This is a genomic window from Variovorax gossypii (genome assembly GCF_003965815.1).
GTDB classification, from domain to species: domain Bacteria; phylum Pseudomonadota; class Gammaproteobacteria; order Burkholderiales; family Burkholderiaceae_C; genus Variovorax; species Variovorax gossypii.
In genome coordinates, this window is the sequence record NZ_RXOE01000003.1 from 273,389 (window position 1) to 299,452 (window position 26,064).

The window sequence follows — 26,064 nt, forward strand, 5'->3', positions numbered from 1 at the left end:
CCCTATCTTCAAGGCATCGCGTTTCTCGCGAACGGAGTAGGTAGGGGAGAGAGAAAGTGAGCGGCCCCGGCGCAAGCCGGGGCCGTTTTTTTCTTTCTTATCCGAGCAGTGCCTGCGCGAATTCGCGGGCGTTGAAGGTTTCCAGGTCTTCCAGCTTTTCGCCCACGCCGATGAAATAGACCGGAATCGGCCTTTCCCGCGCGATGGCGCACAGCACGCCGCCCTTGGCCGTGCCGTCGAGCTTGGTCACGACCAGGCCCGTGAGGCCCAGCGTCTCGTCGAAGGCCTTGACCTGTGCCAGCGCGTTCTGGCCGGTGTTGCCGTCGATCACCAGCAGCACCTCGTGCGGCGCCGTGCCGTCGGCCTTGGTGACGACGCGCTTGATCTTCTTCAGCTCGTCCATCAGGTGCAGCTGCGTCGGCAGGCGGCCGGCCGTGTCGACCAGCACCACGTCCTTGCCGCGCGCCTTGCCGGCGTTCACCGCGTCGAAGCTCACGGCCGACGGGTCGCCGCCTTCCTGGCTCACGATCTCCACGGTGTTGCGGTCGGCCCAGACCAGCAGCTGCTCGCGCGCCGCCGCGCGGAAGGTGTCGGCCGCTGCCAGCAGCACCGAGGCGCCTTCGTCCGCCAGGTGCTTGGTGAGCTTGCCGATGGAGGTGGTCTTGCCCGCGCCGTTGACGCCGGCCACCATGATCACGGTGGGCGTGAACTGGCCGATGACCAGCGGCTTCTCGAGCGGACGCAGCAGGTCGGCCACAGTCTCGGCCAGCAGCGCCTTGACCTGCGAGGCGTCGGTGGCCATCTGGCGCTTCACGCGGCCGCGCAGGTCGTCGAGCAGGTACTCGGTCGCCTTCACGCCGGTGTCGGCCATCAGCAGGGCGGATTCGAGCTCTTCGTACAGATCCTCATCGATCTTCGCGTTGACGAACACGGCCTGGATGCCGGTGCCGGTCTTGCGCAGGCCGGTCTTGAGCTTGTCGAACCAGCCCTTGCGCTCGGTGGCGATGACGGGTTCGGCAATCGGCGCGACGACCGGCGCTGGCGCCGGAACGGGGGCGGCAACCGGAGGAGCGGAAACAGGGGCTGGAGCGGGCGATGCAACCGGTGCGGGGGCCGGCGCAGGAGCTGGCGAAGGCACTGGCGCCGGTGCCGGTGCTGCAACGGGTGTGAGAGCGGGTGTGAGAGCGGGTGCGGGTGGCGGGGCAGGCGTTTCTTCCACCGTCGGCTTCGAGCCGAACCAGCTCGAAGGCGAGAACACCGAGCGCGCCGGCGCGGGCTCCGGGGCAGGCGCCGCCGGGGCCGGCGGGGTGGACGCCGGCGCATCGGGGGTTTCGGCAGGCGGTTTTTTCTTGAAGAAACTGAACATCGGGAGCTTTTTACAATCCGAGCCATTCTATGAAACACCTCCCGCCACGCCGTGCTGCGTCTGGTGCGGTGCTGGCGATGGCGCTTCTGGCGTCGTGGGCCATGCCTGTCCAGGCCCAGTCCACACCGGCTTCCAGCCCGTCTTCCGCCGCCGCAGCCGCGGCGCCCGGCCCCCAGCAATTCACGCTCGCCAACGGCATGACGCTGATCGTGCAGCCCGACCGGCGCTCGCCCACGGCGGTTCAGATGGTCTGGGTGCGCGTCGGTTCCATCGACGAGGTCGACGGCACCTCCGGCGTGGCGCATGCGCTCGAACACATGATGTTCAAGGGCACCAAGGACATCAAGCCCGGCGAGTTCTCGCGCCGCGTGGCCGCCCTCGGCGGCCAGGAAAACGCCTTCACCACCCGCGACTACACGGGCTACTACCAGCAGATCCCGGTCGGCAGCCTCGAACAGGTGATGAAGCTCGAATCGGACCGCTTCGCCAACAACCAGTGGCCCGACGACGAGTTCAAGCGCGAGATCGAGGTGGTCAAGGAAGAACGCCGCCTGCGCACCGAAGACCAGCCGCGCGCCCTGCTCGGCGAGCAGCAGAACGCCGCCGTCTTCACCGCCTCTCCCTATCACCGCCCCGTGGTCGGCTGGATGAGCGACCTCGACGCCATGACGCCCGAGGACGCACGCGCCTTCTTCAAGCGCTGGTACGTGCCGGCCAACGCCGTGCTCGTGGTGGCCGGCGACGTCGACGTGGCCCAGGTGCGCGCCATGGCCGAGAAGTACTACGGCCGCATCCCCTCGCGCGCGGTGCCCGAGCGCAAGCCGCGCACCGAGCCGGCCCAGCGCGGCATCCGACGCCTCGAGCTGAAGGCGCCCGCCGAGCAGGCCTATGTGTCGCTGGCCTATCGCGTGCCGCAGCTCGCCAATATCGACGACGTGAACAGCGACGCCTGGGCGCTGGTGGTGCTTTCCGCTGTGCTCGACGGCTACGCCGGTGCCCGGCTCGACCGCGCGCTGACCCAGGGCCCCGACCGCGTCGCCGATTCGGCCGGTGCCTACTCGGGCTTCGTCGGCCGCGGCCCGCAGCTCTTCGTGCTCGACGGCGTTCCGGCCGCGGGCAAGAGCGCCGAGGTGGTGGAAGCCGCCCTGCGTGCGCAAGTGGCGCGCATCGCCAAGGACGGCGTGGGCGAAGCCGAACTGGCACGCGTCAAGACCCAGTGGGTGGCGAGCGAAACCTACAAGCGCGACTCGGTGATGGCGCAGGCGCGCGAACTCGGCAGCAACTGGATCCAGGGCCTGCCGCTCGACGCCAGCGAGCGCATCGTCGCGCGGCTGCAATCCGTCACGGCCGCGCAGGTGCAGGCCGTGGCCGCCAAGTACTTCGGCGACGACCAGCTCACCGTCGCGACGCTGCGTCCGCTGCCGCCCGAAGCCAAGCCCCGTGGCCGCGGCTTTGCCGCGCCCGCCGGCGAAATGCGCTGAAAGGGCCCGATTCCATGACGAAGACTCTCCTCAAGAAGATCGCGCGCCGCGCCCTGTTCGCGGGCGCGGCCGCCATCGCGGGCATCACCGTCGCGCAGGCCGCGCTGCCCATCCAGCACTGGACGCTGGCCAGCGGTGCAAAGATCTACCTGGTGTCGACCAACGCGCTGCCGATCGTCGACGTGCAGATCGATTTCGACGCCGGCAGCCGCCGCGACCCCGCCGCGCAGGCCGGCCTCGCCAGCACCACTGCCACCATGGTCGAGAAGGGCGTGCGCGCCGGCAGGAACGGCGAGCCCGCGCTCGACCAGAATGCGCTGGGCGAAGCCTGGGCCGACCTGGGCGCCAGCTTCGACGCGAGCGCCGGCACCGACCGCACCAGCTATTCGCTGCGCTCGCTGTCCGATCCGGCGCTGCTCAAAAAGGCGGTGGCGCTGGCGGCGCGCGAGATCGGCGAGCCGTCCTTCCCCGACGACGTGTGGCAGCGCGAGCGCGAGCGCATCAACGCGGCCATCAAGGAAGCCAACACCAAGCCCGCCACCATTGCCGGCCGCGCGTTCGCGGCCGACGTCTACGGCGCGCATCCCTACGGCCAGGAAGTGACTGAAGAAACGCTCGCGCGCATCGACACCGCCGCCATGCGCCAGCGCTACCAGCAGCTCATCGTGCCGTGCCGCGCCAAGCTCAGCATCGTCGGTGCCGTCACGCGCGCCGAGGCCGAGACCATCGCCACCACGCTGCTGTCGCGCCTGCCCGGCCCCGAGGCCTGCACGCCGCTGCCGCCCATCGCGCCGGTGGCCGCGCTGACCGGGCCGAAGGACGAGCGCATCGCCTTCGACTCGGCGCAGGCCCACGTCCTCATCGGCCAGCCCGGCTACCCGCGCAAGGACCCGGACCACTTCGCGCTCACGCTGGGCAACTACGTGCTGGGCGGCGGCGGTTTCGTCTCGCGCCTGATGAACGAGGTGCGCGAGAAGCGCGGCCTCACCTACAGCATCTACAGCGGCTTCGCGCCGGGGCTCGAGGCGGGCGCGTTCCGCGTCGGCTTCCAGACCCGGCCCGACCAGGCCGAGGAGGCCGTCAAGGTGTCGCGCGAGGTGCTCGCGAAGTTCGTGGCCGAAGGCCCCACCGCCAGCGAGCTGAAGGCCGCCAAGGACAACCTGATCGGCGGCTTCCCGCTGCTGCTGGACAGCAACCGCAAGCTGATCGGCAACGTCGCCAACATCGCCTGGCACGACCTGCCGCTGGACTACCTCGACACCTGGACCGCGCGCATGAACGCGGTCACGGCCGCCGACATCAAGGCTGCTTTCCAGCGCAAGCTGCAGCCCGAGCGGATGGTGACGGTGGTGGTGGGCGCCAAGGACGCCAAGGACGCGAAAACCGCCAAGGCGCAGCAGTAGCCTGTCCCTCTCCCGGCACCTGCGACAGGCTCCTTCGTGGGCACCGCGGAACCGGCTCCGCCGGGCCGCAGGTGTCGTCCCAGGCGAGGGGGGCGCAGCGACACGAAGCGCGCGAAGCCTGGGGGGAGTGCCTAGCCCAAGGCGTGCGGGCCGCTGCCGGCGGCTGCGCGCACGGCGGCTCCCAACCGCTCCAGCAGCTTCGGCGCCGCGCGCGCGTGCTGCCAGTAGAGCGGCACCGGCAGCGTCGAGCCCGGCACCAGCTCGACCAGCCTTCCTTCCCTGAGTGCGTCGGCCACCATGCTGACGGGGTGCATGCCCCAGCCCATGCCCGAGCACGCCGCCTCGACGAAGGCGCTGGGCGACGGGATCCAGTGCCTGGGCGTCTCGACGTTGCGGTGGCAGATGCGCCGTACCCAGCGCGCCTGCAGCCGGTCCTTGCGGTCGAACACCAGGCTCGGCGCCTCCGCCAGCGTGCGGGCGCCCACGCCTTTTGCGAAATGCTCGCGTACGAACTCCGGGCTGGCCGCCGCCACGTAGTGCATGGTGCCCAGCGCCTCGCTGTTGCAGCCGGCCACCGGCTGGGCCAGCGCCGTCACCGCCGCGAGCACCGCGCCGCTGCGCAGCCGTTCGGCCGTGTGGTCCTGGTCGTCCACCGAGAGGTCGAGCAGCGCGCCCGGTTCCTGCGCAGCGAAGGCCGAGGCGGCGGCGATGAACCAGGTCGCGAGGGTGTCGGCGTTGACGGCCACCCGTATCGTGACGCGCTCGTCGCCCGCCTCGCCGCCGCCCATGCCCAGGGCGGGCAGGGTCTCGCGCAGCTCGTGCTCCAGCATGCCCACGCGCTCGACGTGTCGGCACAGCTGCTGCCCGGCCTCGGTGGCCACGCAGGGCTGGCCGCGCACCAGCAGGGCGCCGCCGGTGCGTTCCTCCAGCTGCCTGATGCGCTGCGACACCGCCGAGGGCGTGACATGCAGCGCGCGGGCGGCGCGTTCGAAACTGCCTTCGCGCACGACGGCGGCCAGGGCGTTCAGGGCGGCGTAGTCCAGCATGGTTTGAATGAAGAAAAACTGAATCGGATTAAGAAAGTTTAGTTTGAATTAATTCGGTGCGGACGGCATCCTCGAAGCATGCAAGCCGTACACGTCACCACCGCCTTCGCCAACGGGCTCTTCATGAGCCTGGTCCTCATCGTCGCCATCGGCGCGCAGAACGCCTATGTGCTGCGCCAGGGCTTGCGTCGCGAGCATGTGGGCGCGGTCGTGCTGTTCTGCGCCGCCAGCGACGCGGTGCTGATCGGCGCCGGCGTGGCCGGCATGGCGCAGGTGCTCCAGGGACGGCCGATGCTGGCCACCGTGCTCGCGGGGCTCGGCGCGGCCTTCCTGTGCGCCTACGGGCTCAGGGCGCTGTGGCGTTCGCGCCAGCCCGCGGCGCTGCAGGCCACGGCGCAGGGCATCTCGCTGTCGCGCACCGCCGTGGTGGCGCAGGCGGCCGGTTTCACGCTGCTGAATCCGCACGTCTACCTCGACACGGTGCTGCTCGTGGGCAGCGCGGGCGCGCAGTACGCGGGCATGCTCAAGGTCTGGTTCGTGGCAGGGGCCAGCGCGGCGAGCGTGCTGTGGTTCACCTCGCTGGGCTTCGGTGCGCGGCTGCTCGCGCCGGTGTTCGCCCGGCCGCGCGCCTGGCAGATGCTCGACGCGCTGGTCGGCGGCACCATGCTCGTGCTGGCGGCCATGTTGGCGCGGCGCGCGCTGACGGGGGCGTGAGAGCCAGCGCATGCGGCGGCGTTAAGCTCGCCGCATGCCCCAGAAGAAAGCCGCCCCAGCCTCCCGTTCCGCGCCAGCAGGCAAGTCCAAGCCTGCGGTGAAGCGCCCGTCGAAGCCCAGCGAGGTGCGCATCATCGGCGGCGAATGGAAGCGCACCCGCCTCGCCGTGGCCGACAAGCCCGGCCTGCGCCCCACGCCCGACCGCGTGCGCGAGACCATCTTCAACTGGCTCGCGAGCCTGGCCGGTGCCGGTGGCGGCGAGCTGCCGGGCTGGCAGTGCGTGGATGCCTTCGCGGGCACCGGCGCCCTCGGCTTCGAGGCTGCCTCGCGCGGCGCGGCCGGCGTGCTGCTGTGCGAGCAGGACGCTTCGCTCGTCGCCCAGCTGCAGGCCGTGAAGACCAAGCTCGAGGCCGAGGCCGTGCGCATCGAGCGCGGCAACGGCGTCACGGCGCTCGAACGCGCGCCGGCCGGCAGCCTCGACGCCGTGTTCCTCGATCCGCCCTTCGACAACGTCGCCCTCTACGAACCCGCGCTTCGCGCCGCCGCGCGCGCACTGCGCGCCGAGGGCTCTGTGTACCTCGAGGCGCCGCGTCGCTGGAGCGGCGAAGAGCTCGCGGCGCTTGGCCTCGCGGAGTTCCGCTACCTCAAGGCCGGCGCGGTTCACGCGCATCTGCTGAGGCCGGCGGCGCAGGGGACTGCATAATCCGCCGGACAAGCCGCACCGGCAGCATGAGGAAGAAGCAACCATGGCCAGCAACGTCATCGCGGTTTATCCCGGCACATTCGACCCCATCACCCTCGGTCACGAGGACGTGGTGCGCCGTGCCACCCAGCTCTTTTCCAAGGTGATCGTCGCGGTGGCGGCGGGCCACCACAAGAAGGCGCTGTTCACGCTGTCCGAACGCATCGACATGGCCCGCGAGGCCGTCAAGCCCTACAGCGACCAGGTTTCCGTCGAGAGCTTCTCCGGGTTGCTGCGCGACTTCGTCGTCGCGCGCGGCGGCAAGGCCATGGTGCGCGGCCTGCGCGCCGTGACCGACTTCGACTACGAGTTCCAGCTCGCCGGCATGAACCGCTCGCTGATGCCCGACGTCGAGACCGTGTTCCTGACCCCAAGCGACAAGTACCAGTTCATCTCCAGCACCTTCGTGCGCGAGATCGCCATGCTCGGCGGCGAGGTCCACAAGTTCGTCTCCCCGAACGTGGAGCAGCAGCTCGCCGCCAAGGTCCGCAGCCTCGGCCGTGAATAAGCCGCAATGAGCGGCACCCCTCCGCCCCGCCTGCATCTGCTGGGCGATGCAGCACTGCTGTGCGAGCTGCCCGCGCCGGCCACTCTGGCGCAGCAGCAGCGCATCTGGGCGCTGGCCGAGCATGCGCGGGAGTGGCCCGGCGTCGGCGAGACGCTGCCGGGCATGAACAACCTCACGCTCACTTTCGATCCCGTCGTCATCGACCTGGACACGCTCACCGCCCAGGTGCTCGAGGCCTGGCCCAGGCTGGCCGCCGGCGCGGTCAGCGGGAGGCTGGTCGAGATCCCGGTCGCCTACGGCGGCGAACACGGGCCCGACCTGGCCGACGTCGCGGCGCACACCGGCTTCACGCCGGCCGAGGTGGTGCGGCGCCACACCGGCGCCGAGTACGTCGTCTACCTGCTGGGCTTCCTGCCCGGCTTCAGTTTCATGGGCGGGCTGCCGCCCGAGCTCGCCACGCCGCGCCGCGCCGAGCCGCGCCTTGCCGTGCCCGCGCGATCGGTCGGTATCGGCGGCGAGCAGACCGGCATCTATCCGCTGGTGTCGCCGGGCGGCTGGCAGCTGATCGGCCGCACGCCGCTCGAGCTGTTCGACCCCGCGGCCGAGCCGCCCACGCTGCTGCGCCCCGGCGATCGCGTGCGCTTCGTGGCGGAGAGCGTGCAGACATGATCGTCATCCGCAAGCCCGGCGTGCTCGCGTCGGTGCAGGACCTGGGCCGCCACGGCCATCGCCAGCTAGGCATCTGCCCGGGCGGCGCGCTCGACGTGCTCGCGCTCACGCTGGCCAACCGGCTCGTGGGCAATGCGGACGGCGCCGCGGGGCTCGAACTCACGATGGGCGGCTGCGAGCTGCAGTTCGAGACCGACACGCGTATCGCGCTCGCCGGCGACGACTTCCAGGCCACCCTCGACGGCGTGCCGCTGTGGCCCTGCTGGAGCGTGCCGGTCGCGGCCGGCCAGACGCTCAGGCTCGCGGGCGCCAACGCGCCCGGCGTGAAGAAGGCCGGCGTGCGCAGCTGGCTGGCGGTGGCGGGCGGCGTAGAGGTGCCGGCGGTTCTCGGCTCGCGCAGCACCGACCTCAAGGCCGGCTTCGGCGGACACGAGGGGCGCGCGCTGCGCAAGGGCGACCGGCTGCCGACGGGCGCTTCGAGGCTCGACGCCGCGCAGCGGCAGCACCGCGCCTTCGGCGTCCGGGGCCCCGACTGGGGACCTGGCGAGGACGACTGCGCCATCTCCCTGCGCGTGCTGCCCGGCCCCGAGTTCGAACTGTTCACGCTGGCCGCGCGCGAGCAGCTCTGGGGCGAGCGCTGGCGCATCACGCCGCAAAGCAACCGCATGGGCAGCCGGCTTGAAGGCGCCGAGCTCAAGCGCAAGCGCAGCGGCGACATGCTCTCCTCGGGCGTGATCCCCGGCACGATCCAGGTGCCGCCCTCGGGCCAGCCGATCATCCTGATGGGCGACTCCCAGACCACGGGCGGCTATCCGCGCATCGGCGTGGTCATCCGCGCCGATCTCTGGAAGCTCGCGCAGGCGCCGCTCAACGGCAGGCTGCGCCTCGTGCAGGTCGACCAGCCGCAGGCGCTGGATGCGTGGGCCGGCCAGCAGCGCTACCTGTCGCAGGTGGCGCAAGGGCTTGCTGCTGCGGGTTGGTCGCGCGCGGCATAGACTTTGCAGAAAACCGCGAGATAGTCGCGAGAGAACCGCGACAGCAAAAGGAAGCCCCGCCATGCAAATCGACCTCAACGCAGACCTCGGCGAAGGCGCCGGCAACGACGAAGCCCTGCTCGCGCTGGTGAGCTCCGCCAACATCGCCTGCGGCTGGCACGCAGGCGACGCGAAGACCATGCAGCAGTGCGTGCGCTGGGCGTTGCGCAACGGCGTGGCCATCGGCGCGCATCCCAGCTTTCCCGACCGCGAGAACTTCGGCCGCAGCACCATGCACCTGCCGCCCGAGGAGATCGTGGCCAACGTGCTCTACCAGGTGGGCGCGCTGGCGGCCATCGTGAAGGCCGAGGGCGGCAAGCTCTCGCACGTGAAGGCGCACGGCCAGCTCTACAACCAGGCCGTGAAGGAGCCCGAACTCGCCGATGCGCTGTGCGAGGCGGTGCGCCGCTTCGATCCCTCGCTCAGGTTCTTCGGGCTCGCGGGCAGCAACATGATCGACGCGGCCCGCCGCGCGGGCCTGGAGCCCGTGGAGGAAGTGTTCGCCGACCGCGGCTACATGCCCGACGGCAGCCTCGTGCCGCGCAGCCAGCCGGGCGCGCTGATCGAGAGCGAGGAGCAGTCGATCGCACAGACCCTCTCGCTGGTGCGCGACCGCCGCGTGACCGCCATCGACGGCAGCGTCGTGCCCGTCAACGCGCAGACCGTGTGCCTGCACGGCGACGGCGCCCATGCGCTGGCCTTCGCGCGCCGCATCCGCGAGCGGCTGCAGGCCGAGGGCATCGCCGTACAGGCGATGGCCTGACGGCTCGAACGCCTGAACGAGCAAGGCAGGCCGTGGCAGCCAAGCCCATCAAGGTCCTGCTCACCGGCTTCGAGCCCTTCGAGCAGGAGACGCTCAACCCCTCCTGGGACGCCGTGCGCGAGCTCGACGGCTGGAAGGTCGGCCGCGCGACGGTGCATGCGCGCCTGGTGCCTTGCGTCTTCGGCGACGCCATCGATGCGCTGATGCGCGCGATGGACGAACTCCAGCCGCAGCTGGTGCTTTGCATCGGCCAGGCCGGCGGACGCGCCGAGTTCACGCCGGAGCGCATCGCCATCAACATCGACGATGCCCGTACTGCCGACAACAAGGGCCGGGAGCCCATCGACGTGCCGGTGGTGCCGGGCGCTCCCGCCGCGTACTTCTCGACGCTGCCGATCAAGGCCATGGTGCGCGAGCTGCGCGCGGCAGGCATTCCGGCCTCGGTCTCGAACAGCGCGGGCACCTTCGTGTGCAACCACATCTTCTACGGCCTCATGCACCGCATCGCGACGCATCCGGTGCCGGGGCTGCGCGGGGGCTTCATCCACATTCCCTACCTTCCGCAGCAGGCGGCGCGCTTTCCGGGCGCGCCGAGCATGTCGCTCGAAACGCTGGTCAAGGCATTGCGCGTCGCCGTGACCACCGCGCTCGCGGTGGAGCACGACATCGCCGAGACCGGCGGCCGGCTGCACTGAGCCGGCCGGGAGGCTTAAGGGCTCAGGCGGCCGGGAAGTGCTTCGCCAGCCAGCCGTTGAGCGCGGCGTTGACGAGCGCGGGCTTCTCCATCGTCAGCATGTGGCCGCAATCGGGCACCCAGACGACCTGCGCCTGCGGCAGAAGCGCCGCCATCTCGGTCGTGCACTCGGGGGGCGCGAGCCGGTCCTCGTTGCCGCACACCAGCAGCACGGGCGCGCGTACCGATGCGAGGTGCAGGCGGGCGTCGGGCCGGCGCATCACCGCGCGGTTCTGGCTGATGAGCTGCCGGGCGCCCGCGCCGAGCACGATGTCGAGGTAGCGCTGCACCAGCACTTCGTCGGCTGCCTGCGCGGGGTGGAAGGCGAAGTAGACGTTCGGCTCGATGACCTCGCGCAGCTCGCCGCGCTCGAAGTACTCGATGGCGCCTTCGCGCAGCGTGAACATGTCGGGCGTCTCGGGCCGCGCGCTGGTGCCGAGCAGCGCGAGCCCGGCGATGCGTTCGGGGGCCTGGCGGGCCGCTTCCATGGCGACCATGCCGCCCATCGAGGCACCGCAGAGCACCAGCGGCCCCTCGTTGTCGCGCAGCACGGCTGCGGCCATGCCTTCGATGGTGTCGTTGTGCCGCTGGACGTCGCTCACGCGCGCGCCGAAGGCGGGGGGAAGGGCGGGCAGCTGGGCTTCCCAGATGCGCTCGTCGCAGGCGAGGCCGGGCAGCAGGATCAGATTGGGCATGGTCACGGATTCTGCGCGATTGCCGCAGCGAGCGCAGCGGCATAGGTCGCGGCATAGGCCTCATGGCCAGCAGCCATCGGAGGCCGGCCTCGACATACTCCAAGTCACATGTCCGGGAACCCCGCAATGAATCTGGTCGAACGCGTCCAAGCCATCCTGCTCAAGCCCAAGGCCACCTGGCCCGAGATCGACTCGGAGCCGGCCGACGCCGCATCGCTCTACAAGAACTACGTGATGATCCTCGCGCTGATCCCGGCGGTGGCCAGCTTCATCGGCCTGTCGCTCATCGGCATCGGCGCCTTCGGCGTGAGCTTCCGCGTGCCGCTGGCCTCGGGGCTCGCGAACATGATCGTGGGCTACGTGCTGTCGCTGGTGATGGTGTTCGTGCTCGCGCTCATCATCGACGCGATGGCGCCCACCTTCGAAGGCACCAAGAGCCAGATCGGTGCGCTCAAGCTCTCGGCCTATGCGAGCACTGCGGCCTTCGTGGGCGGCGTCTTCAGCCTGCTGCCCTCGCTGTCGGTCCTCGGCGCGCTGGCGGCGCTCTACGGCGTCTACCTGCTCTACACCGGCCTGCCGGTGCTCATGAAGTGCCCGCCCGACAAGGCCGTGGCGTACACCGCCGTTGTGGTGGTCTGCGCCATCGTCGGCGGCGTGGTGATCGCCTGGGTGCTGGCGCTGCTCACGCCGTCGCCGATGCGACTGGGCGCGGTGTCCGCGGCCGAAGCGGTGGTGGCGGTCGTGCAACAGGGTGCGAGCGTGAAAACCTGAGCGTCACTCGCAGGGTGGAAAATGGGCGGCAATGCCAACGCCCAAGCCCGAAACCACCACCGACCTGATCCTCATCCGCCACGGCGAGACCGCCTGGAACCGCGAGCTCCGCTTCCAGGGGCACGCCGACGTTCCGCTCAACGACATCGGCCACGAGCAGGCCCGCCGCCTCGGCCTGAGGCTGGCCAGCGAGACGGCGGTGCAGCACGTCATCAGCAGCGACCTCATGCGCGCGCAGCAGACGGCGGCGCCCGGGGCGCAGCAGCTGTCGCTGCCGGTGGTCACCTCGGCGGCGCTGCGCGAGCAGTTCTTCGGCGTGGTCGAGGGCATGCGCTCCGAGGAGATCCAGAGCCTGCATCCGCGTGCCTGGGAGGAATGGCTGGAGTTCCGCGAGGACCACGCCATGCCAGAGGGCGAGACGGCGCGCGAGTTCCACACGCGCATCGTCGCGGCGCTGGGCGGCATCGCGGCCGCGCACAAGGGGCAGCACCTGATCGTCGTCACCCACGGCGGCGTGCTCGACATGGTGTGGCGCACCGCCAGGGGGCTCAGCCTGAGCGGGCCGCGCCGCAGCGAGATTCCCAACGCGGGCTTCAATCGCATCCGCATCGCCGATCCGCAGCGGCCCGACGACATCGAGATCGTCGAGTGGGCCGACACCCGGCACCTGGCCGACCTGCCGCCGCAGCCGACCTACGACCAGACGCGGCACCTGAAGAACAAGGGCTGAGGCTGCCTCAGCCGGCCGAGCCGCAGCTCCCCGGCTTCGGCGTGCGCAGCAGCGGCTGGCCGGCGCCCACGCCCGTGGGCTTGCCGCCGTCCACCGCGAGCTGTCCGTTCACCAGCACCGTGGTCACGCCTTCCGACAGCAACGTCGGCTGCGTGTAGGTGGCCTTCGCCGCATAGCGCGCCGGATCGAACACCACCACGTCCGCGTAGTAACCCGGACGCAGGTGGCCGCGCTGCTTCAGCCCCAGCGTGTCGGCCGTGAGCGACGAACTGCCGCGGATGAACTGCGCCAGCGAGATCGTGTGCTCCTTCACCACGTACTGGTCGTACTTGCGCGCGAAGGTGCCGTAGGCGCGCGGATGGCCCAGCGAGGAGTCGGACGAGGTCATGACCCATGGCCGCTTCATGAAGGCGCGCACGTCGTCGTCGCTCTGGTTGAAGGAGGCGATCATCAGGTCGCCGTCGCGCAGCACGGCGATGGCTGCGTCCACCGGATCGGCGTTCGACGCCTTGGCCACGTCGGCCAGCGTCTTGCCCACGTACTTCGTGCTGCCGGCCGAGAACAGAATGGTCTCGGGGCCGCCGCGCAGCCGCAGGTTCTCGCGCATGTCCTTGCGCAGGCGCTCCTGCTGCGAGGCGTCGTCGAAGCGCTGCAGCGTCGCCGCGCGGCCGCCTTCGTTGGCCCAGGGCGGCAGCAGCGCGGCCGAGAAGCGGGTGCTCGACGCAGTCCACGGATAGTGGTCGGCCGTGATGTCCAGGCCGCCCGCGCGTTCCTTCTCTATGCGCTTGATGATGTCGCCGCTCTGGCCCTGCACGTCGACGCCCAGCGCCTTGATGTGCGCCACGTGCACCGGCAGCTTCGCCTCGTGGCCGATGCGGATCACCTCGTCGATGGAGCCCTTGAGGCCGATGTTGTACATGGACTCGTCGCGGATGTGGCTGTCGTAGAGGCCGCCATGCCGCGCCGCCACCTTCGCGAGCTCGATGACCTCCTCGGTCTTCGAGAAGTTCTGCGGCGTGTAGAAGAGGCCCGTCGACAGGCCCAGCGCGCCTTCGCACATGCCCTGGCTCACGCGCTTCTTCATCGCCTCGAGCTGTTCGGGCGTCGGCGCCCGGTTGGCCTCGCCCAGCTCGCTCATGCGCACCGGGCCGAAGCCCACGTACATGGCGACGTTGGTGCCCACCGGCGCGGCGCGCAGCTTCTGCGCCTGCGCCGCGATGTCGAATCCGCCGAAGCCGTCGTTGCCGATCACCGCGGTGGTCACTCCCTGCGTGATGAACGGAATGTTCAGGCGCTTCTTCGGGTCGCTGGAGTGCAGGTCGGCATCCGCATGCGTGTGCGCGTCGATGAAGCCCGGCGCCACCACCATGCCCGTGGCGTCGATCACGCGCTTCGCGGTGAACTGCGTCGGCGCAGCCTTGCCGGCGAACACGATGCGATCGCCTGCGATGCCAACGTCGCCCACCACCGGCGTGTCGGAGTCGCCGGTGTAGACGGTGCCGCCGCGCAGCAGCAGGTCGAGCGCGACGGGGGCTTCGTTGGCGGCATGCAGGTTGACGGAGAAGGGCGCGAGGGTCGAGAGAACCGCCAGCGTGACGAGGGACTTGCGCATGGGATGGTTGGCCCGCGAAGGCTTCTTGTTGAAGGAGTGCGGCCAGTTTAGGAGCCGTCTCCGCGCCCTCGCCAATTCCTTTTGCACCATGCCCCATGACCTGAAGGCATGGGCTGCCGGGCCGTGCTCAGCCCTGTGTCGTGAGCTGCCCGAGGCCCAGCCGCCGGTACACCGCCGCCGTCTGCCGGCGCAGCCGCAGCGACTCGGGCTGGCCGTTGAGCTGCTGCTGCAGGATGCCTTGCGCGGCGGCCAGCGAGGCTTCGGTGCCGCTGCGCACCAGCGCATCGAGGTACACCTGCTCGAACAGGTCGCGCTGCGCATGGCTGCCGCCGATCTCGATCATGCGCGGCAGGGCCGTGCCCAGGCCCTCGATGGCCGCAGCGAGGTCGCCGCGCGCATGCGCCACCAGCCCGTGCGCGGCCGGCACGCACACGCGTTGCCATGCCGCGCGGGTCGAGGCAGGTGCATCCGGCGCGAAGGCCACGATGTTGCGCAGCAAGGCATCGGCCTCCGGGCGGCCGGCGCGCGCGAGGCCGTAGAGGTATTGCAGGTCGAGAAAGGGCAGCACATGGTCGGCCTGGCGCTGCCGCAGGTAGCCCGCCACGTCGCTCCAGCGATCGCCCACGTCGATGCCCGCGAGCTCCAGCCGTGCGAGCAGCGAGACCGCGCCGATCTGGTCCTGCGAGTAGTCCTTCACCACGCCCCACGCATGCTCGTCGTACACCGCGAGCGCCTCGGCATCGCGGCCCATGTCGATGAGGAACAGCGCCACGTGCCACCAGTTGTGCGTGACCATGAAGGAGTTGAGCCCGGTCCAGGTGTCGCTCACGCTTTCCATGAACGCCAGCCCCTCGGCGAGCCGGCCCTCGGTGAGCATGACGTGCGCCAGCGCGTGATGGGCCCACGGCTCCTTGCGGCACATGGCGATGGCGCGGCGCGCGCTCGCCTCGGCCTCGCGCATCAGGTGGCACTGCTCGTAGCCGAAGGCCGCCATGCCGTGCACGTAGGGCACGTCGGCCGCATGCGGCAGCACCGCCAGCGCGAGCCGCAGCATGCCGGGGCAATCGCCGGTGTTGAAGCAGTGGTATTGGCCGAGCTTGACCGAGACCAGGTCTCGCGGATGCTCCAGGGCCTGCTCGGTGTGCAGCGCGATGGCGCGTGCGATGTCGCCGTCGGCCCAGGCTTCGATGGCTGCGATGTAGCGCTGCACGCGCGGCGTCGCGCGTGCAGCGCCGGCACGGGCCTTCGCGAGGAACGGCCGCGCATTGGCCGCGGCCTCGCGCGACTCGGCGAACAGGTGCAGCGTGGCGCAGTAGGCCTGCACGATGGGACTCGCGTCGGCGTCCGCCAGCGCGATCAGGTTGACGGCGCGGGCTTCGCTGGAGATGAAGCCCATGACGAAGTCGTCGACCAGCGGCAGGCTGGCGGCATCGTCGAGGGTGAGCGGGTTGCCGAGGCTGTCGGCGAAGGGCGGGGCGCTGTTCGTGGGGGTTCCGGAGGGCATGGCGGCATGGTGCCATGCCCCCGGCGATGCTTCAACGTCGTGCGACGATGTTCGACGACGCGGCTCAGACGCCGGCCTGCTGGTGGCGGTACTCCTGCGTCCTGCCGCCGTAGCCGTAGGCCGCGCCGCGCGCGTCGATCACGTGGATGTACGACACCTCGTGCAGGTCCGGCCGGATCTTCGCCATGGCCGCGTGCACCTCGCGCAGGTAGCGCGCCTTCTCGGCCTTGGTGTTGGTCTCGTCGGTGATGCTGATGTCGAGGTGGAAGGCCGACTTGCCCAGCGAGGCCAGCGACTGCCCGCCGATGAACCAGGCGTCGGCGGCGATGTACTGCACGGTGATGGCGATGACCGGCAGCTGCTTGCCGAGCACGCTCTGCGTGAGCTCGGCAACGACGTCGACGGTCTTGCGGGTGAGGTCGGCGTTGGGTTGGCCGGAGAGGTGGACGACGATGTGGGGCATGGTGGACTCCTTGGATTAACGGGTTGTCGATGGGGTGATTGTGGGAGTCCGATGGCCATCGGAAAAGCGGGAAGATATGATGCATTCCATCGGAATAACGGATGGATGAAGAGCCATGCAGGGATTCGATCTCGAGCAGTTGCGCACCCTGGCCGCCGTCGTCGACGCCGGCAGTCTCACTGCGGCGGCGCCGCGCGTCTTTCTTTCCCAGTCGTCGGTGAGCGAGCAGATCCGCAAGCTGGAAGAGCGCGCGGGGCAGTCGCTGCTCACGCGAAGCAAGGCCGGCGTTGCGCCCACCGAGGCGGGCGTGCGGCTGCTGGGCTATGCGCGGCGCATCCTGGCGCTGAGCGACGAGGCCTTTCGCGACCTGCACGGCGAAACGCTCCAGGGCGAGCTGCGGCTGGCCGTCACCGACTATTTCCGGCCCGGCGACCTGACCCGGCTGCTCGGGCGGCTGGGCGAGAGCTATCCGCAGGTGCGGCTGCACGTCGCCATCCTGAAGAGCGACGAGTTGCGCGCCGCCTATGCGCGCGGCGACTTCGACGTGGCGGTGGGAATGAACATCGCCGGTGTTTCCGCCGCGCAGCCCCGGGCGTCGGTGATCCGGCGCGAGTCGCTGGTGTGGCTGGGTGCGGCGGGCATGCGGCTGGTGCGCGGCGAGCCGGTGCGCCTGCTGGTGCTGCCCGACACCTGTTCGCTGCACCAGTTCACGGTGGCGCTGCTGAGGCGCAGGCATGTGCCCTATACGCTGGCGCACGTGGCGTCTGGCGTGGCGGGGCTGCAGTCGGCGCTGGCGGCGGGGCTGGGCGTGGCCTGCCTCAACGAATCGGCGATCAGCGAGGGGGTGACGCGGCTCGCCACGCCCCACGGGTTGCCGGCGCTGCCGCGCGTGGCCTTCGAGTTTCTGCCCGGCCGCCGGGGCGAAACCGCGTTCGTGACCCGTGCCCGGGAACTGCTGGCCACCCATCTGGTGTGAGCCGGGCGCCAGGGTGGCGCGGGATTTGCGTCAAGAGAGCCATGGACGCGCCACCTCCCACCACCCAGCCAGACTGGCTACGCCATTCCCGCTTCGACGACGCGCAGGCGATCTTCTCGGGCACGCTTTTCGTCGCCATCGCCATGATGCTGTTCGGCCAGGCGGGTCTGCTCACGGGCGGCACGGCCGGCGTGGCGTTCCTGCTGCACTACGCCACCGGCCTGAGCTTCGGAAAGCTGTTCTTCCTGGTCAACCTGCCGTTCTACTGGTTCGCCTGGCGCCACATGGGGCGGGCGTTCACCATGAAGACTTTCTCGGCCATCGCGCTGCTTTCGGTGATGACCGACCTGGCGCCGCGCTACCTGTCGATCGATTCCCTGAACCCGGCCTTTGCCGCTGTGCTCGGCGGGCTGCTGCTGGGCACCGGCTGCCTGTTCCTCGCCCGCCATCGCGCGAGCCTCGGCGGGGCGACCGTGCTGACGCTGTACCTGCAGGAAAAGCGCGGCTGGCCCGCGGGCAAGGTGCAGATCGGCATCGATTGCTCGGTGGTGCTGCTTGCCCTGTTCGTGATTCCGCCGCAGCGCGTGGGGTGGTCGGTGCTGGCTGCCGTGGTGATGGGGATCTTTCTCTGGGTCAATCACAAGCCTGGGCGGTACGCGGCCACCTGAGAACGGCCCGGCGCCGCGAAGTCTCGTCTAATTCGCCTCCCGGACAATGCGCCCATGCCGCCCCGCTACCGCATCGTTCCGCTCATCGTCGCCGCGCCTCTTTTCCTGCAGAACCTCGACACCTCGGTGATGGCCACGGCGCTGCCGACCATCGCGCACGCGCTCGACGTCAGCGTGCTGCACCTGAATCTCGCGATCACTTCGTACCTGCTGAGCCTGGCGGTCTTCCTGCCCGTCAGCGGCTGGCTGGCCGATCGCTTCGGGCCCAAGCGGGTGTTCTGCGCGGCGGTGGCCTTCTTCTCGCTGGGCTCCACCCTGTGCGGGGCGGCGCAGACGCTGCCGCAGCTGGTGGCGTTCCGGGTGCTGCAGGGCATGGGCGGCGCGATGATGCTGCCGGTCGGCCGGCTCATCCTGCTGCGCAGCGTGCCGCCTGCGCAGATGGTCTCGGCGATGGTGTGGTTCACGGTGCCGCCCGCTTTCGGCCGGCTGGCGGGGCCGCTGTTCGGCGGGGCCATCGTCACGTTGACTTCGTGGCGATGGATCTTCCTGGTCAACATCCCCTTCGGCCTGATCGCCATCGCCGGGGCGATGCGTTTCATCGGCGATCTGCCCGAAGACAGCTCTCCCGCGCCCTTCGACATCGAAGGCTTCGTGCTGCTGGCCCTGGGGCTGACGGCGTTGCTCGGCAGCCTGGAGATGGTGGGCAAGGCGCTGCTGCCGGTGTCGGTCATCTGGGCGATGGCGGGCGTCGGCGTGCTGGCCTCGCTGGTCTACCACCTGCGAAGCCGCGGCAAGGCCGAGCCGCTGATCGACCTGGGCATCCTGCGCTTCTCGACCTACCGCGCGTCGATCATCGGCGGCACGCCGCTGCGCATCGCGATCGGCGCTTCGCCCTTCCTGCTGCCGCTGATGCTGCAGCTGGGCTTCGGGCTCTCGCCGCTGGCCTCGGGCAGCCTGACGATGGCCGCCGCGCTGGGCTCGCTGGCCACGCGCACGGTCATGGCGAGGGCGATACGCACGGTGGGTTTCCGCTCGCTGCTGGTCGGCGCAACCTGCCTGACCTGCCTTTGCTATGTGAGCTACGGCCAGTTCCGGCCCGCCACGCCGCATGTGCAGATCTTCGTGACGCTGCTGTTCGGCGGGCTGGTGAATTCGATGGCGATGGTGTCGCTGCAGACGCTGGGCTTCTCGCAGATTCCCAAGCCGCGCATGAGCCACGCGACCACCCTCAACAGCATGGCGCAACAGCTGTCCCTGAGCCTGGGCGTGACGCTCGGCGCCACGCTGGTCACGCTGGCGGCATGGTGGAACGGCAGCAGCACCAGCCAGCTGAGCGCGGCGGACTTTTCCCCGGCCTTCGGCGTGGTGGGCGCGATGACGCTGCTGTCCCTGCTGTCGTTCACCAAGCTGTCGAAGGACGAGGGCGCCGGGCTGCGCTGACGGGCGCGCCTAGGGCCCCGGGGCCTTGGGCCAGGGCCGCTGCGGCTCGCGGATCTGCTCGAAGGCGCGAGCGACGCGCAGCACCCCGAGGTCGTCGAATCGCTGGCCGGCAATCTGCAGCCCGATCGGCAATCCGCCCGCCGAGTACCCGCAATTCACCGAGGCGGCCGGCTGCTCCGACATGTTGAAAGGCACCGTGAACCCGATGTGCTCCAGCGGCCGCAGCGGGTCGTTGGTGGGTGACGGGGCCTCGGCCGCTGCAGGCATGTTCGGCGACACCGGCGAGATCACGTAGTCGAAGCGCGCGCATGCGCTCACGGCGGCCACGCGCGTCGCGTGGAACTGGCTGAAGCTGCGGAACACGTGCTCGCCGCTGAACTCGGCTGCGCTCTCGGCCCATTCGCGGATGTAGGGCAGCACCTTCGAGCGCTGGTCGGCGCGCAGGCCCTTCAGGTCCACCAGGGAGCGCATGCGCCACAGGTGGTCCATGCCGTCGAGCATGGCCTGCGACATGAAAGGCTGCATCGGCTCGATGATGGCGCCGGCCTTTTCCAGGAGCCGTGCCGCCTGCTCGACGGCCACCTGGATCTCCGACTCCACAGCCAGTCCGCAGCCCGCGTCCAGCAGCAGCCCGATGCGCAGGCCGCGCAGATGGTCGGGCGACACGTCGAAGCCGGCCCAGTCGATCTCCTGCGGCGGCAGGCTCATGCTGTCGCGCGCGTCGGGCTTCGACAGCGCCTGCATCAGCAGCGCGGCGTCGCCCACGGTGCGGGTCATCGGCCCGGCTGCGCGGCCCATGTAGGGCGGGTCGATCGGAATGCGCCCCAGGCTCGGCTTGAGCGTGAAAATGCCGCACCAGCTCGCCGGCAGGCGCAGCGAGCCGCCGATGTCGGTGCCCAGGTGCAGAGGGCCATAGCCCGCCGCGGCGGCAGCGCCGGCACCCGCGCTGGAACCGCCCGGCGTGAGGCGCAGGTCCCACGGATTGCGCGCCAGCGTGTGGAAGCTCGAAAGTCCCGAGGACAGCATGCCGTAGTCCGGCATCGTCGTCTTGCTCACGATCACCGCGCCGGCTTCCTTCAGGCGCGCGGCCGGCGGTGCGTCGGCGGTCGCGGGCTTCAGGTCGACGGCCGCGGTGCCCGCGGGCATCGGGTCGCCGCGCGTCGCGATGTTCTCCTTGATGGTGGCCGGCACGCCGTCGAGCGGGCCGAGCGCGTCGCCGCGCAGCCAGCGCGCCTCCGAGGCGCGCGCCTGCCCGAGCGCGGCCTCGGGCCTGAAGAGCCACGTGGCCTGCAGGTGCGGCTCCCAGCGCTCGACCTGCGCGATCACGGCTTGCGTGACCTCGACCGGGGAGAGCTTGCGGTCGCGGTAGGCGACCGCGAGTTCCTGCGCGGAAAGACTGCTCAGCAAGGCGACATCGGACATTGCTTTACTCACTCATGCTCCGCATTCCGCGCGATTCGCAGCGCACGAAATGCCCACGGCTCCTTCGGGAAACACCGTGGAACCGGCTTTGCCGGGCCACCGGTGTTGCCCCCGGTAGGGGGTTGGCGAAGCGACACCAAGTGCGCGAAGCCTGGGGGCGAGCTTGATCACCCCCACGAGAGTGCGGAGAGGTCGTTCACGAAGATCGGGTTTTCCTTCCAGATGCCCTTGACGCTCTTCTTCGCGACCGTCGGGAACTGCGGCTGGTAGAGGAAGCCGTTGGCCGCGTCGGTGGCCAGCATCTTCTGCGCGTCGCCCAGCAGCTTGTTGCGCTCGGTGGCGTTGGCGGTGGTCTTGATCTTGTCGAACAGCGTGTCGAAGGCCTTCGACTGGTAGCCCCAGTAGTAGTCCGCCTTGGCGTAGTTGCCGAGGTCGAAGGGCTCGACGTGCGACACGATCGACAGGTCGTAGTCCTTGTTGCCGTAGGTGCCGCTGAGCCACTGGGCCCACTCGACGTTCTGCACCTTCACCACGATGCCGATCTTGGCCAGCTGGGCCACGATCACCTCGCCGCCCTGGCGCGCGTACGGCGGCGGGGGCAGCGTCATCTTCAGCTCGAGCGGCGTCTTCACGCCGGCTTCGGCCAGCAGTTTCTTGGCCTTCTCGATGTCGAAGGGGTTGATGCCGGTGGTGTCGACGAAGCCCGCCGCGCCCGGCACGTAGTGGCTGCCGATGGGCACGCCGAAGCCGTCGGCCGCGCCTTCGATGACCGCCTTGCGGTCGATGGCCGCGAGGATGGCGCGGCGCACGCGCACGTCGTCCAGCGGCTTCTTCCTGTTGTTGATCGACAGGATGGTCTTGGCGCGCGAGCCGGCCAGGATCACCTGGAACTGCGGGTTCATCTTGAACTGCTGCACCACGCGCGTGCCGATGCGCGGGAACACGTCGATGTCGCCCGAGAGCATGGCCGCGGCCTGTGCCGCCGTGTCGGAGATGAAGCGGAAGGTGACCTTGTTGATCTTGGCGGTGGCGGGGCTGCGGAAGCCTTCCCACTTGCTCAGCGTGATCGACGAGCCCTTGGCCCAGTTGTCGAGCTTGTAGGGGCCGGTGCCGACCGGCTTGGTGGCGTTGCCCTCGGCGCTCTTGGGCTCGACGATCACCGCCGTGGCCTGGCCCAGCACGAAGGGCAGGTCGGGGTCGATCTCCTTGTTGATGATCACCACGGTGTAGTCGTCGACCACCTGCGTGCTCAGGTTGGCGAAGGTGCGCTTGTCCTTGTTGGTGCTCTTCTCGCTGCCGGCGCGGTCGAACGAGAACTTGACCGCGGCCGCGTTGAAGGGCTCGCCGTTCTGGTACTTCACGCCGCGGCGCAGCTTGAAGGTGTAGGTCTTCAGGTCGGGGGAGATTTCCCAGCTCTCGGCCAGCAGCGGCGTGACGCTGCCGTCGGAATTGATCTTGGTGAGCGTCTCCAGGATGTTGTACTGCACCACCTCGGCGATGGCGGCCGCGGCGCCGGTGGTCGGATCGAGCCCCGGCGGCTCGAGCGCCATGCCGATCACGATGGCGTCCTTCCTGCCCTGCGCCATGCCGGCGAGCGGGCTGGCCAGCGCCACGGTGGCGCCGGCGGTGGTAAGGAGGGTGCGACGGTTCAACATACGTGTGATCTCCGGAAAAACAAGCCAGATTCGAATGGCGGGCGACTGCTCCGGCGCACGCCGTGCCCCGAAGGGAGGCGCGACGCCGCGAAAGACACGGCACGCAGCACGAAAGATGCCACGTGCGCGGCCGGTCATTCTCTCGCAGCGGGCGCGCCGGTGCGCGGCCCTCGGGCCGGTTTTTCCTCGGGAGGTTCCCGTAGAGCCCTGGAGTCGCCGCGGCGAAGGCGCGCCGGGCTCAGGCCCAGGACAGGGACGCGATGTCGTTCACGAAGATCGGCGTGTCCTTCCACAGCCCGCGCAGGTTGCGCCCGGCCACGGTGATGAACTGCGGCTGGAACAGGAAGACGTTTGCCGCGTCCTCCGCCAGCAGCCGCTGCGCGTCGCCCAGGTAGCGCAGGCGGTCGGCGGGGCGCGCGGCGTTGCGCGCCTTGTCGAAGACCTCGTTGAACTTCGCCGACTGGTAGCCCCAGTAGTACTCCGGCTTGGTGTAGTTCACCAGGTCGAAGGGCTCGACGTGCAGGATCAGCGAGAGGTCGTAGTTCTTGTTGCCGTAGGTGCCGCTGATCCACTGCGCCCATTCGACGTTCTGGATCTTCGCGACGATGCCCACCTTGGCGAGCTGCGCGGCGATCAGCTCGCCGCCCTGGCGTGCGTAGGGCGGGGGCGGCAGCACCAGTTCGAGTTCGAGCGGCGTCTTCACGCCGGCCTCGGCCAGCAGCTGCTTCGCCTTCTCGACGTTGTATGGGTTGATGCCGGTGGTGTCGACGTACCCCGGCGCGCCCGGCACGTAGTGGCTGCCGATGGGAATGCCCCGGCCGTCGACGGCGGCTTCGATCACGGCCTTGCGGTCGATGGCCGCGGAGATCGCTCGGCGCACGCGCACGTCGTCCAGCGGCTTGCGCCGGTTGTTGATGGCGAGGATGGTCTTGCCGCGCGATGCGTTGAACACCACCTGGAAGCGCTTGTCGTTCTGGAACTGCGGCAGGCTGCGCGACACCGACGCATGCGGGAACAGGTCGACGTCGCCCGAGAGCAGTGCGGTGGTCTGCGCGGCCGGCTCGGAGATGAAGCGGAAGCTGGCCTTGCGGATCTGCACCGCGTCGGCATGGCGCCAGCCGTCCCACTTGGCGAGCACGATGCTCGAGCCCTTGGCCCAGTTGTCGAGCCTGTAGGGGCCGGTGCCGACCGGCTTGGTCGCGTTGGTCTCCACCGTCTTGGGCTCGACGATGATGGCCGAGGCCTGCCCGAGCAGGAACAGCAGGTCGGGCTCGATCTCCTTGGTGATCAGCACCACCGTGTGCTCGTCGACCACCTGCGTCGCGATGTTGGTGAAGGTGCGCTTGTCCTTGTTGGTGCTGTTGGCGGCGGCCGCGCGGTCGAACGAGAACTTCACGCTCTGCGCGTTGAAGGGCTCGCCGTTCTGGAACTTCACGCCGCGCCTGAGCTTGAAGGTGAGCGTCTTGAGGTCGGGAGACACCTCCCAGCTTTCGGCCAGCAGCGGCGTGACGCTGCCGTCGGAGTTGATCTTGGTGAGGGTTTCGAAGACGGTGTAGAGCACCACCTCTGCGATCTCGGCACCGGCCTTGGCCGTGGGGTCCAGGCCCGTGGGCTCGAGCGTGAGGCCGATGACCAGCGCATCCTTTCTCTTCTGTGCCAGCGCGAGCGTCGGCAGGGCCAGCGGTGTCAGGGCTGCGGCGCCGGTGGCGAGCAGGGTGCGTCGTTTGAGCATGGAGCGGTGTCCTCGAAACAGGGGGCAGGCATCATCCGCGACGGCGGACGCATGCGCAACCAGATGCTTATGACCCACTCATCCTAAGCAGGGTGGGCGACGCTTCGATGTCAGTCAGGCCGCGAGCAGCGTGCCGCCCGTGGGCGTGCGAGGCACGGCGTCGAGCAACGTGCGCGTGTACTCGTGCTGCGCATGATGGAAGAGCTCGGCGGGCGGGCCCTGCTCGACGATCAGCCCCTTCCACACCACGCACACGTTGTCGCATAGATGGTTGACCACCGCGAGGTCGTGGCTGATGAGCAGGTAGCTGATGCCGAACTGCTGCTGCAGGTCTTGCATGAGGTTGAGCACCTGGGCCTGCACCGAGACATCGAGCGCGCTCACGGGCTCGTCGGCCACGATGAGCTTGGGGCGCGTGATGAGCGCGCGTGCGATGGCGATGCGCTGGCGCTGGCCGCCGGAGAACTCGTGCGGGTACTTATCGAGGTCGGTGGTGCGCAGGCCTACTGCGGCCAGGCTGTCCGAGGCGCGTTCGCGCTGCTCCGAGCGGCTGGTAGCGGCCAATGCCTCGAGCGGCTCGGCGACGATGCGCGCGACGGTCTGGCGCGGATCGAGCGAGCCATAAGGGTCCTGGAACACCATCTGAAAGTCGCGTCGCGCCACGCGCAGCTCTTCCTTCGAGAGCGCGTGCAGGTCGCGGCCTTCGAGCGAGACGGTGCCCGAGGTGGGCGTGTCGAGCGCCATCACGAGGCGAGCGATGGTCGACTTGCCCGAGCCCGATTCGCCGACGATGCTCACGCTCCGGCCTGCCTGCACTTCGAAGCTCACGCCGTTGAGCGCCTTCACGGTGGGCGGCGGGCCGAAGAGTTTCTCGCGCGGCAGCGCGTAGTGGCGAACGAGGTCGGTGACCTTCAGCAGCGGCGGCACGTTGGTCTTCTCGCTCATGGTGCGGCGGCGACCTCGGTCGCGATCTCTTCCAGCCGGATGCATCGCACCGCATGCTCGTGCGGCAGCATCGTGGCCGGCGGCGGCGTGGTCCTGCAGGCGTCGATGGTGTAGCTGCATCGGCCCGCGAAGGGGCAGCCCTTCGGCAGGTCGACCAGCTCGGGCACGCTGCCCCTGATGGTGGCCAGCCGCAGGCCGCGCGGCGCGCCGATGGCCGGACGCGCGGCGAACAGGCCCTGCGTGTAGGGATGGGCGCGGCGTGCGAACACGGCCTCGGTGGGGCCGCTCTCGACCACGCTGCCGCCGTACATCACGAGCATCTTCGAGACCGTCTGCGCGATCACGCCGAGGTCGTGAGAGATCAGGATCAGCGCCATGCCGCGCTCGGCCACGAGGCTCTTGATCAGCTCGAGGATCTGCTTCTGGATGGTGACGTCGAGCGCGGTGGTGGGCTCGTCGGCGATCAACAGGTCGGGACCGCAGGCGAGCGCCATCGCGATGCCGATGCGCTGGCGCTGGCCGCCGGAGAACTGGTGCGGGTACGCATCGAGGCGCGAAGCTGCGTCCGGAATGCCCACGCGCTCCAGCAGCGCGAGCACTTCCTTGCGGGCGTCGGCCTTCGAGAGCCCACGGTGCAGCCGAAGCGGCTCGCCCACCTGGCGCGCGATGGTGTGCACCGGGTTCAGCGCCGTCATCGGCTCCTGGAAGATCATGCCGATGCGGTTGCCGCGGATCTCGCACATCTGCTTCTCGGGCAGGCCGACGATCTCGGTGCCGTCGAAGCGGATGCTGCCGCCGACCTTCGCGGTGGAGGGCAGCAGGCCCATGAGCGACATCACGGTGATCGACTTGCCGCAGCCCGACTCGCCGACGATGCCCAGCGTTTCGCCGCGCTCCAGCGTGAAGTCGATGCCGCGCACGGCCTCGGCGGGGCCGCGCTGCGTCTGCAGGCCGATGCGGAGGTCCTTGACTTCGAGCAGGGGCATCTTGCT

The 26,064-nt window shown here is 69.7% G+C and carries 25 protein-coding genes; 14 read left to right on the forward strand and 11 right to left on the reverse strand.

The features are described 5' to 3' along the window. Positions 1–97 precede the first annotated feature (97 nt). Positions 98–1,366, reverse strand: coding sequence for a signal recognition particle-docking protein FtsY (gene ftsY / locus EJP69_RS16195; protein WP_126471421.1), 1,269 nt, complete (start codon positions 1,364–1,366; stop codon positions 98–100). 29 nt (positions 1,367–1,395) lie between these two features. Between ftsY and EJP69_RS16200 the strand changes: the two genes are divergently transcribed. Both EJP69_RS16200 and EJP69_RS16205 read left to right on the forward strand, forming a co-directional pair. Beyond that, complete coding sequence (locus EJP69_RS16200) at positions 1,396–2,847, forward strand: M16 family metallopeptidase (protein ID WP_420824219.1); 1,452 nt, start codon at positions 1,396–1,398, stop codon at positions 2,845–2,847. Between the two features lie 14 nt (positions 2,848–2,861). Beyond that, on the forward strand, positions 2,862–4,250 hold the full coding sequence (locus EJP69_RS16205) for a M16 family metallopeptidase (RefSeq protein WP_126471423.1): 1,389 nt from the start codon (positions 2,862–2,864) through the stop codon (positions 4,248–4,250). A 131-nt stretch (positions 4,251–4,381) separates the two neighbouring features. On the opposite strand, the gene EJP69_RS16210 is transcribed toward EJP69_RS16205, so the two are convergent. Continuing rightward, positions 4,382–5,296 (reverse strand): LysR family transcriptional regulator ArgP, encoded by a 915-nt coding sequence (locus EJP69_RS16210; protein ID WP_093206686.1) that lies wholly within the window; start codon positions 5,294–5,296, stop codon positions 4,382–4,384. Between the two features lie 78 nt (positions 5,297–5,374). Between EJP69_RS16210 and EJP69_RS16215 the strand changes: the two genes are divergently transcribed. The 7 genes from EJP69_RS16215 to pcp all read left to right on the forward strand — a co-directional run bounded on the left by EJP69_RS16215 (position 5,375) and on the right by pcp (position 10,421). Beyond that, on the forward strand, positions 5,375–6,010 hold the full coding sequence (locus EJP69_RS16215; protein WP_126471425.1) for a LysE/ArgO family amino acid transporter: 636 nt from the start codon (positions 5,375–5,377) through the stop codon (positions 6,008–6,010). Positions 6,011–6,044: 34 nt separating this feature from the next. After that, complete coding sequence (locus tag EJP69_RS16220; RefSeq protein ID WP_126471427.1) at positions 6,045–6,713, forward strand: RsmD family RNA methyltransferase; 669 nt, start codon at positions 6,045–6,047, stop codon at positions 6,711–6,713. Positions 6,714–6,756: 43 nt separating this feature from the next. Further along, positions 6,757–7,260: a pantetheine-phosphate adenylyltransferase gene (coaD, locus tag EJP69_RS16225; protein WP_019658578.1), complete on the forward strand. Its 504-nt coding sequence runs from the start codon at positions 6,757–6,759 to the stop codon at positions 7,258–7,260. Positions 7,261–7,266: 6 nt separating this feature from the next. Then, on the forward strand, positions 7,267–7,929 hold the full coding sequence (gene pxpB, locus EJP69_RS16230) for a 5-oxoprolinase subunit PxpB (RefSeq protein ID WP_126471429.1): 663 nt from the start codon (positions 7,267–7,269) through the stop codon (positions 7,927–7,929). After that, complete coding sequence (locus EJP69_RS16235) at positions 7,926–8,924, forward strand: 5-oxoprolinase subunit C family protein (protein ID WP_126471431.1); 999 nt, start codon at positions 7,926–7,928, stop codon at positions 8,922–8,924. The genes pxpB and EJP69_RS16235 overlap by 4 nt, the downstream gene beginning before the upstream one ends. A 61-nt stretch (positions 8,925–8,985) precedes the next feature. Next, positions 8,986–9,726 carry a 5-oxoprolinase subunit PxpA gene (pxpA, locus tag EJP69_RS16240; RefSeq protein WP_093206691.1) on the forward strand — a complete coding sequence of 247 codons (741 nt, stop codon included), beginning with the start codon at positions 8,986–8,988 and terminating at the stop codon, positions 9,724–9,726. A 32-nt stretch (positions 9,727–9,758) separates the two neighbouring features. Further along, entirely contained in the window at positions 9,759–10,421 is a 663-nt protein-coding gene (gene pcp, locus EJP69_RS16245) for a pyroglutamyl-peptidase I (RefSeq protein WP_126471433.1), read from the forward strand. Positions 10,422–10,443: 22 nt separating this feature from the next. Here pcp and EJP69_RS16250 read toward each other — a convergent pair whose 3' ends face one another. After that, on the reverse strand, positions 10,444–11,154 hold the full coding sequence (locus tag EJP69_RS16250) for an alpha/beta fold hydrolase (protein WP_093206693.1): 711 nt from the start codon (positions 11,152–11,154) through the stop codon (positions 10,444–10,446). Positions 11,155–11,280: 126 nt separating this feature from the next. Between EJP69_RS16250 and EJP69_RS16255 the strand changes: the two genes are divergently transcribed. Beyond that, positions 11,281–11,925: a Yip1 family protein gene (locus tag EJP69_RS16255; RefSeq protein ID WP_126471435.1), complete on the forward strand. Its 645-nt coding sequence runs from the start codon at positions 11,281–11,283 to the stop codon at positions 11,923–11,925. 31 nt (positions 11,926–11,956) lie between these two features. After that, entirely contained in the window at positions 11,957–12,655 is a 699-nt protein-coding gene (locus EJP69_RS16260; protein WP_126471437.1) for a histidine phosphatase family protein, read from the forward strand. A gap of 7 nt (positions 12,656–12,662) precedes the next feature. Here the strand turns inward: EJP69_RS16260 and EJP69_RS16265 are convergent, their stop codons facing one another. From EJP69_RS16265 to EJP69_RS16275, 3 genes are all read right to left on the reverse strand, one after another. Then, entirely contained in the window at positions 12,663–14,267 is a 1,605-nt protein-coding gene (locus tag EJP69_RS16265) for an N-acyl-D-amino-acid deacylase family protein (RefSeq protein WP_126471439.1), read from the reverse strand. Positions 14,268–14,394: 127 nt separating this feature from the next. Further along, a complete protein-coding gene (locus tag EJP69_RS16270) occupies positions 14,395–15,771 on the reverse strand; it encodes a tetratricopeptide repeat protein (protein ID WP_126471441.1) in 1,377 nt (458 codons plus the stop codon). Between the two features lie 64 nt (positions 15,772–15,835). Next, entirely contained in the window at positions 15,836–16,234 is a 399-nt protein-coding gene (locus EJP69_RS16275; RefSeq protein ID WP_126471443.1) for a tautomerase family protein, read from the reverse strand. A 115-nt stretch (positions 16,235–16,349) separates the two neighbouring features. Here EJP69_RS16275 and EJP69_RS16280 point away from each other — a divergent pair, with 115 nt between their 5' ends. The 3 genes from EJP69_RS16280 to EJP69_RS16290 are packed head-to-tail and all read left to right on the forward strand — an operon-like array spanning position 16,350 to position 19,318. Then, on the forward strand, positions 16,350–17,210 hold the full coding sequence (locus EJP69_RS16280; protein ID WP_126471445.1) for a LysR family transcriptional regulator: 861 nt from the start codon (positions 16,350–16,352) through the stop codon (positions 17,208–17,210). A 41-nt stretch (positions 17,211–17,251) separates the two neighbouring features. After that, complete coding sequence (locus EJP69_RS16285) at positions 17,252–17,878, forward strand: YitT family protein (RefSeq protein WP_126471447.1); 627 nt, start codon at positions 17,252–17,254, stop codon at positions 17,876–17,878. 54 nt (positions 17,879–17,932) lie between these two features. After that, positions 17,933–19,318 (forward strand): MFS transporter, encoded by a 1,386-nt coding sequence (locus EJP69_RS16290; protein ID WP_093304201.1) that lies wholly within the window; start codon positions 17,933–17,935, stop codon positions 19,316–19,318. Positions 19,319–19,327: 9 nt separating this feature from the next. On the opposite strand, the gene EJP69_RS16295 is transcribed toward EJP69_RS16290, so the two are convergent. The 5 genes from EJP69_RS16295 to EJP69_RS16315 form a co-directional block, all read right to left on the reverse strand. Further along, entirely contained in the window at positions 19,328–20,740 is a 1,413-nt protein-coding gene (locus EJP69_RS16295; RefSeq protein ID WP_126471449.1) for an amidase, read from the reverse strand. Between the two features lie 167 nt (positions 20,741–20,907). Next, entirely contained in the window at positions 20,908–22,395 is a 1,488-nt protein-coding gene (locus EJP69_RS16300; protein WP_126471451.1) for an ABC transporter substrate-binding protein, read from the reverse strand. 238 nt (positions 22,396–22,633) lie between these two features. Then, positions 22,634–24,127 (reverse strand): ABC transporter substrate-binding protein, encoded by a 1,494-nt coding sequence (locus tag EJP69_RS16305; protein WP_126471453.1) that lies wholly within the window; start codon positions 24,125–24,127, stop codon positions 22,634–22,636. A gap of 114 nt (positions 24,128–24,241) precedes the next feature. Beyond that, positions 24,242–25,072, reverse strand: a complete 831-nt coding sequence (locus EJP69_RS16310; protein WP_126471455.1) for an ATP-binding cassette domain-containing protein — start codon at positions 25,070–25,072, stop codon at positions 24,242–24,244. Further along, a complete protein-coding gene (locus EJP69_RS16315; RefSeq protein ID WP_126471457.1) occupies positions 25,069–26,058 on the reverse strand; it encodes an ABC transporter ATP-binding protein in 990 nt (329 codons plus the stop codon). Before EJP69_RS16315 ends, EJP69_RS16310 begins: the two co-directional genes overlap by 4 nt. Positions 26,059–26,064 lie beyond the last annotated feature (6 nt).

Excerpts from the sequence above, each read along its gene's own strand:
- ftsY (WP_126471421.1), bottom strand. The coding sequence starts at position 1,366 with ATGTTCAGTTTCTTCAAGAAAAAACCGCCTGCCGAAACCCCCGATGCG.
- EJP69_RS16200 (WP_420824219.1), top strand. The coding sequence starts at position 1,396 with ATGAAACACCTCCCGCCACGCCGTGCTGCGTCTGGTGCGGTGCTGGCG.
- EJP69_RS16205 (WP_126471423.1), top strand. The coding sequence starts at position 2,862 with ATGACGAAGACTCTCCTCAAGAAGATCGCGCGCCGCGCCCTGTTCGCG.
- EJP69_RS16210 (WP_093206686.1), bottom strand. The coding sequence starts at position 5,296 with ATGCTGGACTACGCCGCCCTGAACGCCCTGGCCGCCGTCGTGCGCGAA.
- EJP69_RS16215 (WP_126471425.1), top strand. The coding sequence starts at position 5,375 with ATGCAAGCCGTACACGTCACCACCGCCTTCGCCAACGGGCTCTTCATG.
- EJP69_RS16220 (WP_126471427.1), top strand. The coding sequence starts at position 6,045 with ATGCCCCAGAAGAAAGCCGCCCCAGCCTCCCGTTCCGCGCCAGCAGGC.
- coaD (WP_019658578.1), top strand. The coding sequence starts at position 6,757 with ATGGCCAGCAACGTCATCGCGGTTTATCCCGGCACATTCGACCCCATC.
- pxpB (WP_126471429.1), top strand. The coding sequence starts at position 7,267 with ATGAGCGGCACCCCTCCGCCCCGCCTGCATCTGCTGGGCGATGCAGCA.
- EJP69_RS16235 (WP_126471431.1), top strand. The coding sequence starts at position 7,926 with ATGATCGTCATCCGCAAGCCCGGCGTGCTCGCGTCGGTGCAGGACCTG.
- pxpA (WP_093206691.1), top strand. The coding sequence starts at position 8,986 with ATGCAAATCGACCTCAACGCAGACCTCGGCGAAGGCGCCGGCAACGAC.
- EJP69_RS16250 (WP_093206693.1), bottom strand. The coding sequence starts at position 11,154 with ATGCCCAATCTGATCCTGCTGCCCGGCCTCGCCTGCGACGAGCGCATC.
- EJP69_RS16255 (WP_126471435.1), top strand. The coding sequence starts at position 11,281 with ATGAATCTGGTCGAACGCGTCCAAGCCATCCTGCTCAAGCCCAAGGCC.
- EJP69_RS16260 (WP_126471437.1), top strand. The coding sequence starts at position 11,957 with ATGCCAACGCCCAAGCCCGAAACCACCACCGACCTGATCCTCATCCGC.
- EJP69_RS16265 (WP_126471439.1), bottom strand. The coding sequence starts at position 14,267 with ATGCGCAAGTCCCTCGTCACGCTGGCGGTTCTCTCGACCCTCGCGCCC.
- EJP69_RS16270 (WP_126471441.1), bottom strand. The coding sequence starts at position 15,771 with ATGCCCTCCGGAACCCCCACGAACAGCGCCCCGCCCTTCGCCGACAGC.
- EJP69_RS16275 (WP_126471443.1), bottom strand. The coding sequence starts at position 16,234 with ATGCCCCACATCGTCGTCCACCTCTCCGGCCAACCCAACGCCGACCTC.
- EJP69_RS16280 (WP_126471445.1), top strand. The coding sequence starts at position 16,350 with ATGCAGGGATTCGATCTCGAGCAGTTGCGCACCCTGGCCGCCGTCGTC.
- EJP69_RS16285 (WP_126471447.1), top strand. The coding sequence starts at position 17,252 with ATGGACGCGCCACCTCCCACCACCCAGCCAGACTGGCTACGCCATTCC.
- EJP69_RS16290 (WP_093304201.1), top strand. The coding sequence starts at position 17,933 with ATGCCGCCCCGCTACCGCATCGTTCCGCTCATCGTCGCCGCGCCTCTT.
- EJP69_RS16295 (WP_126471449.1), bottom strand. The coding sequence starts at position 20,740 with ATGTCCGATGTCGCCTTGCTGAGCAGTCTTTCCGCGCAGGAACTCGCG.
- EJP69_RS16300 (WP_126471451.1), bottom strand. The coding sequence starts at position 22,395 with ATGTTGAACCGTCGCACCCTCCTTACCACCGCCGGCGCCACCGTGGCG.
- EJP69_RS16305 (WP_126471453.1), bottom strand. The coding sequence starts at position 24,127 with ATGCTCAAACGACGCACCCTGCTCGCCACCGGCGCCGCAGCCCTGACA.
- EJP69_RS16310 (WP_126471455.1), bottom strand. The coding sequence starts at position 25,072 with ATGAGCGAGAAGACCAACGTGCCGCCGCTGCTGAAGGTCACCGACCTC.
- EJP69_RS16315 (WP_126471457.1), bottom strand. The coding sequence starts at position 26,058 with ATGCCCCTGCTCGAAGTCAAGGACCTCCGCATCGGCCTGCAGACGCAG.